The sequence below is a fragment of the Pannonibacter sp. CBAS1226 genome, from assembly GCF_055685825.1.
On record NZ_JBVOUO010000019.1, the window covers coordinates 24,937 to 39,338 of the forward strand.

At 58.1% G+C, this 14,402-nt stretch carries 13 protein-coding genes and 1 pseudogene; all 14 read right to left on the reverse strand.

Annotated features, from left to right (window positions below):
- Window positions 1–39: 39 nt before the first annotated feature.
- On the reverse strand, window positions 40–1,290 hold the full coding sequence (locus tag AC0CMF_RS24510; RefSeq protein ID WP_062654180.1) for an urea ABC transporter substrate-binding protein: 1,251 nt from the start codon (window positions 1,288–1,290) through the stop codon (window positions 40–42).
- Window positions 1,290–1,481, reverse strand: coding sequence for a hypothetical protein (locus tag AC0CMF_RS24515; RefSeq protein WP_306041952.1), 192 nt, complete (start codon window positions 1,479–1,481; stop codon window positions 1,290–1,292). Before AC0CMF_RS24515 ends, AC0CMF_RS24510 begins: the two co-directional genes overlap by 1 nt.
- A gap of 482 nt (window positions 1,482–1,963) precedes the next feature.
- Entirely contained in the window at window positions 1,964–2,638 is a 675-nt protein-coding gene (locus tag AC0CMF_RS24520) for an SDR family NAD(P)-dependent oxidoreductase (protein WP_472482512.1), read from the reverse strand.
- A 198-nt stretch (window positions 2,639–2,836) separates the two neighbouring features.
- Window positions 2,837–3,733: a bestrophin family protein gene (locus tag AC0CMF_RS24525; protein WP_062654187.1), complete on the reverse strand. Its 897-nt coding sequence runs from the start codon at window positions 3,731–3,733 to the stop codon at window positions 2,837–2,839.
- A 66-nt stretch (window positions 3,734–3,799) separates the two neighbouring features.
- A complete protein-coding gene (locus AC0CMF_RS24530) occupies window positions 3,800–3,916 on the reverse strand; it encodes a DUF2474 domain-containing protein (protein ID WP_082572716.1) in 117 nt (38 codons plus the stop codon).
- A complete protein-coding gene (cydB, locus tag AC0CMF_RS24535) occupies window positions 3,916–4,920 on the reverse strand; it encodes a cytochrome d ubiquinol oxidase subunit II (protein ID WP_306041945.1) in 1,005 nt (334 codons plus the stop codon). The genes AC0CMF_RS24530 and cydB overlap by 1 nt, the downstream gene beginning before the upstream one ends.
- A 2-nt stretch (window positions 4,921–4,922) precedes the next feature.
- Window positions 4,923–6,335, reverse strand: a complete 1,413-nt coding sequence (locus AC0CMF_RS24540) for a cytochrome ubiquinol oxidase subunit I (protein WP_062654192.1) — start codon at window positions 6,333–6,335, stop codon at window positions 4,923–4,925.
- 169 nt (window positions 6,336–6,504) lie between these two features.
- Window positions 6,505–8,481: an excinuclease ABC subunit UvrB gene (gene uvrB, locus AC0CMF_RS24545; protein ID WP_472482513.1), complete on the reverse strand. Its 1,977-nt coding sequence runs from the start codon at window positions 8,479–8,481 to the stop codon at window positions 6,505–6,507.
- A 67-nt stretch (window positions 8,482–8,548) separates the two neighbouring features.
- Window positions 8,549–9,871 carry a DUF3422 family protein gene (locus AC0CMF_RS24550; RefSeq protein ID WP_472482514.1) on the reverse strand — a complete coding sequence of 441 codons (1,323 nt, stop codon included), beginning with the start codon at window positions 9,869–9,871 and terminating at the stop codon, window positions 8,549–8,551.
- The gene (locus AC0CMF_RS24555; RefSeq protein WP_306041939.1) at window positions 9,864–11,243 is read right to left on the reverse strand and encodes an NAD(P)/FAD-dependent oxidoreductase; all 1,380 of its coding nucleotides are present in this window, start codon (window positions 11,241–11,243) and stop codon (window positions 9,864–9,866) included. Before AC0CMF_RS24555 ends, AC0CMF_RS24550 begins: the two co-directional genes overlap by 8 nt.
- Before the next feature lie 20 nt (window positions 11,244–11,263).
- Window positions 11,264–12,091, reverse strand: coding sequence for an S-formylglutathione hydrolase (gene fghA, locus AC0CMF_RS24560; protein ID WP_006470590.1), 828 nt, complete (start codon window positions 12,089–12,091; stop codon window positions 11,264–11,266).
- A gap of 153 nt (window positions 12,092–12,244) precedes the next feature.
- Window positions 12,245–12,643: a VOC family protein gene (locus AC0CMF_RS24565; RefSeq protein WP_062654199.1), complete on the reverse strand. Its 399-nt coding sequence runs from the start codon at window positions 12,641–12,643 to the stop codon at window positions 12,245–12,247.
- A 51-nt stretch (window positions 12,644–12,694) separates the two neighbouring features.
- Window positions 12,695–13,804: an S-(hydroxymethyl)glutathione dehydrogenase/class III alcohol dehydrogenase gene (locus tag AC0CMF_RS24570; protein WP_472482515.1), complete on the reverse strand. Its 1,110-nt coding sequence runs from the start codon at window positions 13,802–13,804 to the stop codon at window positions 12,695–12,697.
- 333 nt (window positions 13,805–14,137) lie between these two features.
- Window positions 14,138–14,402, reverse strand: a pseudogene (locus AC0CMF_RS24575) (formaldehyde dehydrogenase, glutathione-independent); the annotation flags it as partial.

A 14,402-nucleotide genomic window follows, 5' to 3' on the forward strand; every position in this document is an offset into this window, starting at 1 on the left:
GGGGTCCGGCGGGCTTTGCCAAGCCCACCGGGTCGTCCTTCAGAACTGAGGGGTGAACTGGGTCTTCATGTCCGGATGGGCGACGAGATCGCAACGTCCGCCGGCATCGGCGGGATATTGATCCGCGAACGTCGAGAGGATTTCCCAGTGCCGGTTCTTCGGCTGTGCGAGGTAGGTCGGGCGGATGGTATGGTGGGTCTTCGGATCCATCGTGACCTTGCCGCCAGGGGCGTCGATGGTAATGCCGCTCTCCAGGGCGCTGATAACCTTTTCGGTTTCGACGGTCCCGGCTTTTTCCACCGCGTTCGCCCACAACATAACGCCGTCATAGGTTGCGACGGCGAGTTCGGAAATGTCCTTTGCGTCCTCGCCGATGAATTTCTGCAGGCCGCTGACGAAGCCCTTGGCGGCGTCGGTCTGCAGATCCTGGTAGAAGCCGTAGCAGGTCACGATGCCGTCGGTCGTCGAGACGTCCATCGCTTCGAGCTCGTCGCCGAGGCCGAACACGCTGGAGCCGATCGGCATCTTGGACTTCATGCCCGCGGCATCCCACTGGCGATAGAAACCGAGATGGTTGGAGCCCACGAGCGCCGACAGGACGAATTCCGGGGCGGCTTGCTGAATACGGCTGATCGTGGACGAGAAGTTCGTCACATCCAGCGGCAGGAAGTCGACACCGGCAACAGAACCGCCATTCGCGGTGACGAACTTCTTCATCCAGTCGGCGGTGATGTGGCCGTAGTTGTAGTCGGCGGCGATGATGTAGGTCTTCTTGCCCCAGTTCTTGGTCGCGTAGTCGACGATGTGATTGACCGTCTGAGCGGGGGTCGTGCCTGTGCAGAAGACGTAGTGGTCGCACACGCCGCCTTCGTATTGGGTGTTGTAGAAATAGAGCGTCTTGGTGCGGTCGAAGATCGGGCGGATCGCTTCGCGCGAGGACGATGTGATGCCGCCCTGGATGATGTCGACCTTATCGCGCATCGCCAACTGCTGGGCATATTGCGTGTAGAGCTTGATGTCGCTCTGCGTGTCGAAGGATTTCAGCTCGATCTGACGACCCAGCAGGCCGCCCTTGGCATTGATCTGGCTGACGGCATATTCCGTGGCCTTGATCATCCGCCGGCCTTCGAGGCCGAGAGGTCCGGTGGCGTCCAGCAGGCTGCCCATCTTGATGGGCGGCTCGGCCGCGAGGCTTCGCGTAATAAACGCGGGCGTGGCGAGCGCGACGCCGCTCAGACCGGCGATCCTCAATACGTTTCGTCTTGTTATCGATTTCCCAGATGTCGTCATCAGATTCCCCTTTTAACTTCGACCGAGTTGCCCGATTTGTTGAGCATGTTGGTTAAAGCATATTCCGTGCCAGTTTTTGTAATGGTATTAAAAACAGATAGATAACTGACACTAAGATTTGAAAACGCCATACGTGACGCGATTTTGAGCATAAAAGGCGTCAAAACGGGCAATTCGGGCATTTCGATCATCGATCACAATTTCCCGCTCTCCTGCAAATGATTGAAGGATGGACGGTTCATGCCGGTTTCAGCAGGGGGCGGGGCTCACGAACGGTAGCCGCTCAGACTTTTGGGGTCGGAGGAAATGCGACAGTTGGGGTGACTGGCGACCGCTCGTCACTACGGAAAGGCTAGATATTTCAATCGACAAAATCGATTTTGCCTTGCGGGGAGGGGGATGATACTGCGCAGTGGTCTGACGCAGCCGCTGTTGGCTCGCGCATGGAATCCGGGTTTACCGGCTCTCGCAATGACTGTGTGAGACCCGCTTCCGTGAGACGCCCAATCCATATGTGGTACATTGGATCAAACAATCGGGGTCTTCGGCGCTGTCTTGGCCGGAGGAGAGGAAGCCAAGTGGGGCCTGAGTGTCGAGCCGACGGAAATGCTGCGAAAATAGCGGAGCCGTCGTTCTCGGGAACGACGGCCTTTTCTCTTTTGCCTTCGGAAATTTATTCAGCGTAGATCATTTTTTTGGTCATGCCGCCATCAACAACAAGTGTTTGTCCGGTAACAAAACCGGCGGAGGCGAGATAAAGCACGGCCTCGGCGATGTCCTGCGGCCGGCCGACGCGTCCGACCGGATGCTGGGCCTCGTCCTTTTCACTCAGATTTGTCGCATCCGTAATCCAGCCCGGCGCAATCGTGTTGACGCGGATTTTCGGACCGAGCTGGACAGCAAGCGCCTGTGCAAGGGCCACCATGCCGCCCTTTGCCGCGGCATAGGCAAAATCAACGCCTTCCGACATCAAGGCGCGCGTGGAAGCCATCATGATGATGGAGCCACCGTTCCCGAGCAAGGGCTGTGCAGCGCGCGACATCAGGAAGGAGCCGGTCAAATGGCTCCCGATCGTGCTGTTCCACTGTTCCAGCGAGGCTTCATCAAGTCGCATGAACGTGTCGAAGACAAGCCCGCCATTGTTGACGAGAAGATCAAGCCGATCCCAGCCGAGTTTGCGAAAAGCTTCATTGACCGAGGCTTCGCTGGAAAGGTCGCAATGGATCTGCAGGCCGAGTGCCCCTTCCTTCAGATCAAAGGATGCAACCTCCCACCCGTCGCGCAGTAAATGGGCGCAGATCGCCTGGCCGATCAGGCCGGAGCCACCTGTAACAATCGCACGTTTCATGAAAAATACCTTTCCTACGACAATGTTAAAAACGGATAGAGCGTAGTTTTACACTGCATCCTAACGAGATTTACAGCGCCACTTTGAGATAAGGCGCGGTCAGACTGCCTTTTGCTTCGGCGAAATCGCGGGAATCCAGCAGCGATGATGCGACCGCCGTGTTCTCCCGCCCCCGAGCCTTGATCGACGATACCTTAGCTAATGCAGGATTGATTTCTCGGGCTTCATTGGCGGCGGCAAATCGCGTTCCCCCAACAGCGACAACATCTCCCGCTCGATAGTACGCTTCAGCGCATAAACCGGAAGGCAGTTCGGCTCGAAGCCGAATGGATCTTCCAACTCGTGGCCAAGGGCATCAAGGCCAAAAAAGGTGTAGGCGATGAGTAACGCTGGCAAGAGCGTCCACCAACCGACCGATCCTGCGAGGGAAAAGGGCAGCGTCACACAAAAGATAAGTGCGGTGCGGTGAAGAAGCAGGGAATAAGCGAAGGGCACTGGCGTCATGGATATTCTCTCGCATGCGGCCTGAACTTTGGACAATGAGCGAATTTCGTCTTCCAGGACGGAGTAATGGATCGGAGTGATGGAGCCTTCCTGCATTAGTGTCAGCAATCGGCGGCCCATCCGGTCGAGCACAGCGTTGGTGACGTTAGGGACTTCCGCTTCACTGCCAATGTCTATCCACGGTTCGATGGCGGCGATTTCCGACTGGCCACGAAGGCGAGCGGCGAGCCCACAGGCAAAGCCACACACGCCACGCAACAGTTCGCGTCGATCGTCCTGCGGCAAGAGCAATGTCTCGCGCCCAAGTGAACGTGCGGAGATGATCAGTTCACCCCATAACTGCCGCCCCTCCCACCAGCGTGCGTAACACGTATTGTTTCGGAAGCTCATGAAAACGGAAAGCGCTATGCCTATCAAAGTGAAAGGGATGGCCGAGATGCGAGCGAAGATGCCGGGATGCTCCTGAGCGGCCAGGACGGCGATAACACTGACGACGGCAATCAGGCCTAGCTTACCGACGATGCGCGGCAGAATGGAGCCATTCACCGTAAGAAGTATATCCTGAAGTCTGGGTTTCGATCGCACGATCATGGTCGTTAGAATGGCCTTGTAAGTGGTTGGGAAGCTACCATCGACTCCGGGTTTCGCCTGTAACGCTTATGGCGCAAGCACCATGCGAATGAGTTGCGCGACCAGTCCAAGCGTGCCGACGCTGGTGACCCAGATGATGACCATCCATGCGAGCCGGCGGGTGAAAGATCGGGGTTCGTCCATCAGTGATAACCGTGAGTGCCTACCTTGCCGCGGAACACCCAATAGGCCCAACCGGTATAGGCAAGAATGATCGGAATGATGACGGCTGCGCCTACCAGCATGAAGAGCTGGCTTTGCGGCGGAGCGGCGGCATCCCAAATGGTCACTGCGCGCGGGACGACGTAGGGGTATATGCTGATCCCAAGACCGACAAATCCGAGAAAGAACAGGCCAAGCGCCGTCATGAAGGGAAGCCGCTCAGCCCCGCGCTTCAGGCTCCAGAAAAATGTCACCGCACAAATTGCCACCAGCAACGGAACCTGGGCCGTAAGAAGGACGCCAGGCATCGCGAACCAACGTCGCCAGTAATCATAGGTGAGGAACGGCGTGGCCGCGCTCACAGCGCCAAGGACGAGAAGCGTCGCCACGCCGAGGGGCAGAGCAAGACGGCGGGCACGCTGTTGAGTGCTTCCCTCGGTTTTCCATATCAGCCAGGTGGCTCCGAGAAGTGCGTATCCGACGACGACTGCAGCACCGGTAAGCAGGCTGAACGGGCTCAACCAGTCCAGCCAACCGCCGGCATAGGCATCATTCTCGACGTGCACGCCTTGCAAGATGGCGCCCAGCGTCATTCCTTGTGTGAATGCGGCCAGGACCGAGCCAAGGCTGAAGGCCACATCCCAGAATGCCCGATGACGCGGGTCCCGCCAGCGGAACTCGAACGCCACTCCACGAAACACGAGCCCGAGTAACATGGCGATGATCAGCGGGTACGTGGCAGGCAGAATGATGGCGTAGGCGAGCGGGAAGGCGGCGAACAGCCCGCCTCCGCCCAACACGAGCCATGTTTCATTGCCATCCCAGACGGGAGCAATCGAATTCATCGACTGATCGCGTTCCTCGCCGACCGAAAAGGTCGGGAATAGGATGCCGATGCCCAGATCGAAGCCGTCCATGACGACATAAGCGAAGACGGCAAAGCCGATGATCCCGGCCCAGATCGTGGTGAGGTCTATGTCTGCCATATTCATGCCTTCCGCTCGGTTGAGGTCGCTACCGCTGCGGCCGGCGTAATTCCAGCCGCGCGTTGCGGAATTTTGGGCGGCTCCGGCTCGCCTGCCTGCGGAGGCTTTGCCATCATTCGGAGCATGTAATAGGTTCCGGCACCAAAAGCGCTGAAGTACACAACGATGAACGCGATCAGCGAGGTTGCAACGGCCGCGGCGTCCAAGGGTGAATGAGATTCTGAGGTTCGCAACAGGCCATAGACGGTGAAGGGTTGCCGCCCGACCTCGGTCGTCACCCAGCCGGCGAGCACTGCGACAAAGCCCGATGGCCCGAGGGCGATCGAAGCGCGATGCAGCCAGCTCCAGTCATAGAGCGCGCCACGCCAACGTGCGAGAAGGCTCCATAAGCCCAGCCCAAGCATCGCAAAGCCGAGGCCGACCATGATCCGGAACGACCAGAAGACAATCGGGACCGGCGGCCATTGATCGCGGGGGAAGTCGGAAAGTCCGGGCAGTGGTGCGTTCGGGTCATGCTTCAAAATCAACGATCCGAGGTGAGGCACCTCGATCTTGTAGTGAACCTCCGCCGTCTCATTGCTCGGCAATCCGAACAGGATCAAGGATGCGCCATTGGGACTGGGCTCGTAATGTCCTTCCATTGCAAGGACCTTGGCAGGCTGATGTTCGAGAGTATTGAGGCCATGGGCGTCGCCGACAAAAATCTGGATCGGCGTCAGAAGCGCGGCCATCCACATCGCCATCGAGAACATCTTGCGCGCGCCAGGGTTGGCACGGTCCCGCAAGAGGTGCCATGCCCCGACAGCTCCCACGACCATCGCCGTTGTCAGATAGGCCCCAATTACAGTGTGGACGAGGCGGTAGGGAAAGCTTGGATTGAAGATGATCGGAAGCCACGAACCAGCCGGGACGAACTGCCCCTTCTCATTGATCGCATAGCCGGCTGGTGTCTGCATCCAGCTGTTGACCGAAATAATCCATGTCGCCGAGATCAGCGTTCCGAGAGCGACCATACAGGTGGCGAAGAAATGCAGCCTTTTGCCGACCTTGTTCATCCCGAACAGCATGACGCCGAGGAAGCCTGCTTCCAGGAAGAATGCGGTGAGAACCTCATACGCCATCAACGGGCCGATGACGGGACCGGCCTTGGTCGAGAAAACCGACCAGTTCGTTCCAAACTGATAGGACATGACCACACCGGAGACCACGCCCATACCGAAAGCGATGGCGAAGATCTTTAGCCAATAGCGGTAGAGATTGGCGTAGACGCCGTTTCCCGTCTTCAGCCATAATCCCTCAAGCACCATAAGGTAGCTTGCCGTGCCTATGGAGAAGGCCGGGAAAATAAAATGAAAAGAAACCGTGAACGCGAATTGCGCGCGGGCTAGGATCACTGCATCGAGATTCTCAAACACGATTTTTCCTTCCTACTTGTTCCCGACCAGATCATCAGGCACCATCATCTCCTCGGTCGCGGCATAGACGCGCCCGATCCCGCGGCATGTCGGGCAGGCCCGGCCACGATGTTGGATGAGAAATCCTATCGGCTGATGGCGCGGATATCCGCGCCATCCATGACTGCGCTCAGAGGTAGATGAACTGGCGATATAGCCTGTCCAGCCGCTGGCGAATGTCTTCTACTTGGCTTTCGTCACCGCTATCGGCTGCTGCCAGCAGACCGTGCTCGGCGGTGGTGATCCGATCACAAAGATCATGCAGGTTTTCGCAAAACTCCTCTGTGTGAACCGAAGGTTCAACAGGGGGAGATTGCTCGGATGCGAGCTTTCGCATGGATGAGGAAGGCGTAACGCCGTTCTCTTCATTGAAGGCAATCTGACGCTCCCTGCGGTTGCTGGTCTCGTCCATCGCCCGCCTCATCGCCGGCGTCACGATATCAGCATAGAGGACCGCTTTGCCGTTCACGTTGCGGGCGACGCGGCCGATCATCTGGATGAGAGCTTGTGCCGAACGCAGGAATCCGGCGCGGTCCGCGTCGAGAATGGCGATCAGGGAAGCCTCTGGAATATCCAGCCCCTCGCGTAGAAGGCTGATGCCGATCAGGACGTCGAATTCTCCGGCACGCAGACCGTTGATGATCTCGATCCGGTCTTCGACCTTGATATCCGAATGCATGTACCGCACCCGGATACCCTTGCTCTCAAGGAAGGCATTCAGCTCTTCGGTGGCAACCTTGGTGAGCGTCGTAACCAGCACTCGCTCGTTTCTTTTCGCACGCTCCGTTATCTCATTGAGCAGATCGTCTATTGCCCCTTCGGACGGTCTGACTTCGACTTCCGGATCGAGCAGCCCCGTCGGCCGCGCAATCTGCTCGACGACGTGATCCTTCGACACGTTCAGCTCGTATGTCCCAGGGGTCGCGGAAACAAAGATCGTCTGAGGCTTGATGGCCTCGAACTGCTTGAAGCTCAGCGGATGGCTGTTTTTCGAGGACGGCAGACGGAATCCAAAGTCGATCAACGTGTCCTTGCGGCTCTGATCGCCGCTGTACATGGCCGAGATTTGCGGAATCATCACATGCGACTCATCGACAAACAGCAGGCCGTCCTTCGGGAGGTAGTCGAGCAAGGTGATCGGAGGAAGGGAAGGATCGCGGCCGTTCAGGTAGCAGGCGTAATTTTCCATCCCGGAGCAATAGCCGACCTGTCGCAACATTTCGGCGTCATTTGTAATGCGCTCGTACAGGCGCTCCGCTTCCACGAGACGGTTCTCGCTGGTCAATTCGGCAACCCGCTTTTCCATTTCTTCGAGGATTGCCGTGGCGGCCGTCTCCACCTGGCTTGCTGACGCCGCCAGAACCGTCTTCGGGGAGACCAGATAATGATCGATGCTCTCCAGCTGCCGTCCGGTAGCGGCATCGATCCAGTCGAGCGTGTCGATCACGCCATTCGACAGCTTGATGCGGATGGCCTTGTATTCCGAGTCCGCCGGAAAAACTTCGATCACATCGCCAGTGATGCGATAGGTCCCACGTTTGAGTTTGTGCTCGGTCCGATCGTATTGAAGTCTGGCAAAGCCGGAAAGAAGCTGGTTCAGGCTCAGCCTCGCGCCCGGCGAGAGCGGAACTTGCAGCGCCCGATAGTCATCGGGATCGCCCATTCCATAGATGGACGATACCGAGGCAACGACGATCGTATCGCGGCGCTCAATGAGCGATTTGGTCGTGGACAGCCGCAGGCGCTCAAGGTGTTCGTTGATGGCGGAGTCTTTGGGTATGAACCGATCATTGCCGGGGATGTACACTTCCGGCTGGAAATAATCATAATACGAAACGAAATACTCCACCGCGTTCTCGGGAAAGAATTGCTTCATCTCGTCATAAAGCTGCGCCGTGAGCGTCTTGTTCGGCGCGAGGATCAGCGTGGGGCGATTCTGGCGATGAATGACATTCGCCATCGTGAAGGTTTTGCCCGAACCCGTGATACCTTTCAGGGTCTGATGGTGTGCTCCATCCTCTATACCGGAGATCAGCCGAGCGATGGCTTCGGGCTGATCACCCGCAGGAGTATATTGGGAATGCATTATGAATACGCCGGTCGACATTAGAACTCCTCCTGCCTGAGCCAGGCTATCGTTGATATGCGCCAGCTATCGCCGGCAGATCGCCGGATCATATTCGATCCTTCGGGGTCGGCAGTCCATGGTCGTTATGAGAATGCCTGATGCGCCGAACGGTCCACCAGATCGCAACCAGTACGACGGGAACGAACCCCGAAATCACCAGTTCGGGCGCCACAACATCGTGAAGGCCCGGAAGACCTTTGATGAGATAGGCCAAGAGCCCGATCACATAATAGGAGATCGCGGCGACAGACAGGCCTTCCACTGTCTGTTGAAGTCGCAATTGCAGCTTCGCCCGATTGTTCATCGAGGCCAGCAAATCGCTGTTCTGTCGTTCGAGCTGCACATCGATCCAGGATCGCAAGAGCGAGGTGGCGCGCGCCAGCTTGTCGGACAGGTTGGCTTGGCGCTCCTCGATGGTCCGACAGGTCCGCATCGCCGGCGCAATCCGGCGATGAAGAAAGCTGCGCCAGCGATAACAGCCGGGAACGAAGGTTTCGCCGAGTGCGGCGAGCCGCTCCTCGACGATTTCATAATAGGCGCGGCTGGCACCAAAGCGATAGAGGCTCGACGCCGTTTCGGCCTCCAGTTCGGCCGACAGGTCCGTCAATCTGGAAAGCAGTTCCTCGCTGTTACGGCGCGCGGACTGGCGCATCTCGTCCGTGATGGCGGCAAGGCGCTTCTCGATATCGCGCAGATGCGGTCCAAGCTTTTGGGTCAGCGGAATGCTGAGAAGGGCAAGCGTCCGGTAGGTTTCGATTTCGAGAAGCCGCTGAGCCAGCGCACCAAGCCGTATCGGCGTCAATCCACGATCGAGGATGAGAATGCGGGTCAGCCCATCGGCATCCTGACGAAAGTCGGTGACGATATCGGCCATGCCATCCTCGACAAGCGAGTGACACCGGCTGATCGGATCGAAACGGTCAATGTACTTCGCAGTTTCCTCCGACCAGGCCACCACGTCCAGCCGAATGCCGCAAACGACCTGTCCTGGGGGTGTAAACCCATGTCTGAACGGATCTTCGCCGGCGAGCTTGCCCGTGTCGGGATCGAGGGGCGCGCTCCACAGGTAGGTCGAAAATTCCGTGTGCTTTTCGCAGTGCAGGTCGCCCTGATCCCAGGTCAGACCGTGATGGGGCGTGTTCTGATCCGGCAACGACACGCCCATTCGGCTCGATATTTCCGCGAGCGTCACCTTATCCTTCGCCGGATTGCCTTCGTTCATGAAGGCGAGCTGCACGAGGGCACGCGGATGTTCGATCAGGAGATATGGGCGGGCATGAACTTCGTCGATGGCGACCTGCCTGTTTCCGAAGGCGGGCATACCATAGACATTCGAACCACCCTGCGAAGCACTGCCCTCTTCACTCAATCGACGTTCCTTCCGTAGGTTTCCTTGTTGACGCATCGCGATGATCGAGATTGCCATTCGTAATGAGACGTGAGCCACGATATCCGATACTGTGCGTCCACATCCAGCTCAGTGCAACGCTAAGCCGGTTTTGCGCGCCGATCAGGAAGTAGATGTGGATGAGCTTCCACATCCACCACGCCAGAGCACCGCGCAATTTGAAGCGCCCCATGTCGACGACGGCAAGCCTGCTGCCGATCGTCGCCAGATTTCCTTGATGCCGATAGTGGAAGGGCTTTTCGTCATTCAGCCCCTTCATCCTCTGGCCGATGAGACGCGCTACATACTGCCCCTGCTGCTTGGCAGCGGGCGCAAGGCCAGGAACGGGTTTTCCATCAGCTCCGGTCGAAGCTGCCGTATCACCGATTACGAAGATGTCGGAGTGACCGGGAACCGTCATGTCCGGTCCGACAATCACGCGGCCAGCGCGGTCGGCTTCGGCACTCAACCAGCGCGCCGCCGGCGATGCCTGCACGCCCGCAGCCCACAGGATCGTTGTTGCTGCGATGTCCTCGCCGTTGACGATCACGCCGTCGGCGCTACAGGCGGTGACCGGCTTGCCGAGCTTCACCTCCACACCCAGCTTTTCGAGGGACTTCCGCGTGTATTCGGAAAGTTTCTCGGGAAAAACCGGAAGCAGGCGCTGTCCGGCCTCGATCAAAACAACGCGGGTCGCGCTCGGATCGATGGACCGGAAATCACGTTTCAGTGTCAAGTGGGCGAGTTCGGCGATCGTGCCAGCCAATTCGACGCCAGTTGGGCCACCACCGATGATCACGAAGGTCTGCAGGGCGGCCCGCCGTGCCGGATCCGGTTCACGCTCGGCTCGCTCGAATGCAGCCAGAACACGGCGGCGAATGGTCGTCGCATCCTCCAGCGATTTGAGACCCGGCGCAAAAGGTTCCCACTCGTCATGTCCGAAATAGGAATGCCGCGCTCCAGTCGCTAAGATGAGGATGTCGTAGGCGAGCTTCGAACCATCATCCAATATGACCTGACGCGTTTGCGTGTCGACGTTCTCGACCTCAGCGAGAAGCGTGCGTACATCCGGCCGCTTGCGGAAAAGCGATCGGATCGGCCAGGCGATTTCGGATGTCGAAAGCGAAGCTCCGGCGACCTGATAAAGCAAAGGCTGGAAAAGGTGATGATTGCGGCGATCGACGAGCGTGATCTCAGCCCCTTTTCCGGCAAGGCGGTGGACTACTTCCAGCCCGCCAAATCCGGCTCCGACCACAACGACGCGAGGGCGCGAAGCAGCAGCGCTTTGAATGGTGCCGGTTTCGCGATCAACCGTTGAGTATCCGTGCCCGTCCCGCGTTGCTGCCTGTCGCATGGTCTTTTCTCCGATTGTTATCAGGACAACGCCGCAGCATGATGCGCGAAGTGGTAGCTGATAAGACTGTCTATGAAGTAATAGCTATGGTCGTAGCCGGGCCACTGGTTCAGAACGAGTTTGTGTCCCGCCGCATCGCACGCAGCCTGCAGCAGGTTTGGGCGAAGCTGTTCCTGAAGAAACTCGTCATCCAACCCCTGGTCTACGAGCAAGGGCAAACGCTCCCTGGCGTTTTTGATCAGTTCGACCGTATCGTATTGCTTCCAGGTTTCGCGATCATCGCCCAGGTAGGACGTGAAAGCTTTTTGTCCCCATGGCACCTGCGATGGCGCCACGATGGGAGAAAATGCGGATGTGCTCCTGTAGCGTCCGGGATTTCTCAAGGCGATCATCAGAGCGCCATGCCCTCCCATGGAGTGACCTGAGATCGCCCGACGGTCATTTGCGGGGAACGTAGCCTCCACCAACGCAGGCAGTTCATCAACCACATAGTCATACATGCGGTAGTGATCGGCCCACGGTTGCTGGGTCGCATTCACATAAAATCCGGCTCCTTGGCCAAGATCATATGCGGTATCGTCCGCAACGCCCTCGCCACGCGGACTGGTGTCGGGCGCGACGACGATGATACCATGCTCGGCAGCGAAACGTTGCGCGCCGGCCTTGGTTATGAAGTTCTGCTCTGTGCAGGTAAGGCCGGAGAGCCAGTAAAGCACCGGCACCTTACCGCGCTTCGCCTGGGGCGGCAGATATACGCCAAACTTCATCGCGCAGCCCAGGGTAGAAGACTGGTGTAGATAGACCTCTTGCGAACCGCCGAAACTGGCGTGATGTTCGACACGTTCCATATTTTTTCCTCACTTCGGCGGTGGACTTGAGATCCAAACTGGTGCGAAGCATGGCCGTAGACTCCGTCCACGGCCATGCTTCAATCTGTATGATCAGGCACGCCATAACGTTCGAGACAAAATGGTCACCGGTATGGGCCGTGCCGCTTACCCTCAGACGAAGGTGTAGGCGCAGACCTTGTTGCCGGCCGGATCACGCAGGTAGGCGGCATAGGCACCCGGCAGGTGGCCACGCGGACCGGGCTGGCCCTCATCGGTGCCGCCTGCGGCAAGGCCGGCTGCATGGAATGCATCCACTTCAGCAGTCGTGGCGGCAGCAAAGCCGACCGTCGCGCCATTGCTGGAGGGTGCTTCACCATTGCCGGGGCGGGCGATGATGAAAGCCGGCTTGTCACGGCCGTAAAGCACCCAGCCGTTGCCAAAAGGACCGAGGTTCTTGACGCCTAGCGCGCCCAGGGCGGCGTCATAAAACGCAACCGACTTCTGCATGTCGGCGGCGCCGAGAAAGACGTGCGAAAAGACGCCGTTGCCGGAGATAACTGGATCAGCCATTTTAAGTTTCCTTGATACTTGCTGTTGAACTGTTTTTGGGTGGTTGATGAATCAGTAGTGAATGACGGTGCGGATCGACTTGCCTTCGTGCATCAGGTCGAACGCCTCGTTGATCTCGTCGAGACCCATCGTGTGAGTGACGAAAGGCGCAAGGTCGATGTCACCCCGCATTGCGTCTTCGACCATGCCGGGGAGCTGGGTCCGTCCCTTGACACCGCCAAAGGCCGATCCCTTCCAGACGCGGCCCGTGACGAGCTGGAACGGCCGGGTCGAGATCTCCTGTCCGGCGCCAGCAACGCCGATGACGATCGACTGGCCCCAGCCGCGATGTGCAGCTTCGAGCGCGGCACGCATGACATGGACGTTGCCGATGCATTCGAACGTGTGGTCGATGCCCCAGCCCGTCATCTCGATCAGAACCTCTTGGATAGGCTTGTCGTAGTCCTTGGGGTTGATGCATTCGGTTGCGCCGAACTGACGTGCCAGGTCGAACTTGCTCGGGTTGGTGTCGATCGCGATGATCCGCCCGGCCTTGGCCTGACGCGCACCCTGGATCGCAGCCAAACCGATACCGCCGAGGCCGAATACCGCGACGGAATCCCCCGGCTGAACCTTGGCCGTGTTGTGAACCGCACCGATGCCGGTGGTAACGCCACAGCCAAGCAGGCAGACGTGCTCGTGATTGGCATGGGGATTGATCTTGGCGAGAGAAACTTCCGCCACGACCGTATATTCGGAGAAGGTCGAGCAGCCCATGTAGTGATAGATCGGCTGGCCTTTGTAGGAAAAGCGGGTGGTGCCGTCCGGCATCAGACCCTTGCCCTGAGTGGCGCGAACGGCGACACAAAGATTGGTCTTGCCCGAGCGGCAGAATTCGCATTCGCCGCATTCAGCCGTGTAGAGCGGGATAACGTGGTCGCCCGGCTTGACGCTCGTGACGCCCTCACCGACCTCCACGACGACACCAGCGCCCTCATGACCGAGAACCACCGGGAAAATGCCTTCAGGATCGTTGCCCGACAGGGTGAAGGCATCCGTATGGCAAACGCCGGTGTGGGTAACTTTGATCAGAACTTCGCCCTTCTGGGGAGGGGCGACGTCGAGCTCGACGATTTCGAGTGGCTTTCCTGCCTCGAAGGCGACTGCGGCGCGTGATTTCATTTGCGTGTTCCTGCCTGGTTGAATGGACACATTGAGAACTTGCTGGAATGCGGATTGGTCGCCGCTGACGGCAACGCCTTCATACTCCATGGGAGTATCAATTACTATACTCCCATGGAGTATGCAAGATAAAATTCTATGTCATGGTTTGAAAATGAAGGGAGGTCGTGGGGGCGACCAATTTTTTGGATTTGGGGCTTGGGAAGCCTCTTCGGAGATCGCGGTGATTCATTCAAACCAGCGAACTCACTTCCAGAGCGGTAATCGTCAAAACGGGCCGTCTCCCACCAAAAACAGTGAGAGACGACCTGATGAACGCGCCATTCAAGCAATTCAGTGTTTTACCGAGCCATGGGGGTCGATCACATACTTGAATGCGGAGCCGGCATCGAACTCCTTGTATGCCTGCGGAGCGTCTTCCAGCTTGATGAACTTGATATTCATCATCGGCGAGAGATAGGGCATGCGATCGTTCAGGATCGCTCGCATGAGAGCATGATTGTAATTCGCTGTCGGCGACTGACCTGCAGACATCCGCGGCGACTTGATCCAGGACGTCGACCACTCCAGATCCATGATGCCCTTCTTGCCTTTTGGA

Coding starts and splice junctions, on each gene's coding strand:
- AC0CMF_RS24515 (WP_306041952.1), bottom strand. CDS start 1,481: ATGATCGAAATGCCCGAATTGCCCGTTTTGACGCCTTTTATGCTCAAA.
- AC0CMF_RS24565 (WP_062654199.1), bottom strand. CDS start 12,643: ATGGCTGATCCAGTTATCTCCGGCAACGGCGTCTTTTCGCACGTCTTT.
- AC0CMF_RS24525 (WP_062654187.1), bottom strand. CDS start 3,733: ATGATCGTGCGATCGAAACCCAGACTTCAGGATATACTTCTTACGGTG.
- AC0CMF_RS24520 (WP_472482512.1), bottom strand. CDS start 2,638: ATGAAACGTGCGATTGTTACAGGTGGCTCCGGCCTGATCGGCCAGGCG.
- AC0CMF_RS24570 (WP_472482515.1), bottom strand. CDS start 13,804: ATGAAATCACGCGCCGCAGTCGCCTTCGAGGCAGGAAAGCCACTCGAA.
- AC0CMF_RS24510 (WP_062654180.1), bottom strand. CDS start 1,290: ATGACGACATCTGGGAAATCGATAACAAGACGAAACGTATTGAGGATC.
- fghA (WP_006470590.1), bottom strand. CDS start 12,091: ATGGAACGTGTCGAACATCACGCCAGTTTCGGCGGTTCGCAAGAGGTC.
- AC0CMF_RS24530 (WP_082572716.1), bottom strand. CDS start 3,916: ATGGACGAACCCCGATCTTTCACCCGCCGGCTCGCATGGATGGTCATC.
- uvrB (WP_472482513.1), bottom strand. CDS start 8,481: ATGTCGACCGGCGTATTCATAATGCATTCCCAATATACTCCTGCGGGT.
- AC0CMF_RS24555 (WP_306041939.1), bottom strand. CDS start 11,243: ATGCGACAGGCAGCAACGCGGGACGGGCACGGATACTCAACGGTTGAT.
- cydB (WP_306041945.1), bottom strand. CDS start 4,920: ATGGCAGACATAGACCTCACCACGATCTGGGCCGGGATCATCGGCTTT.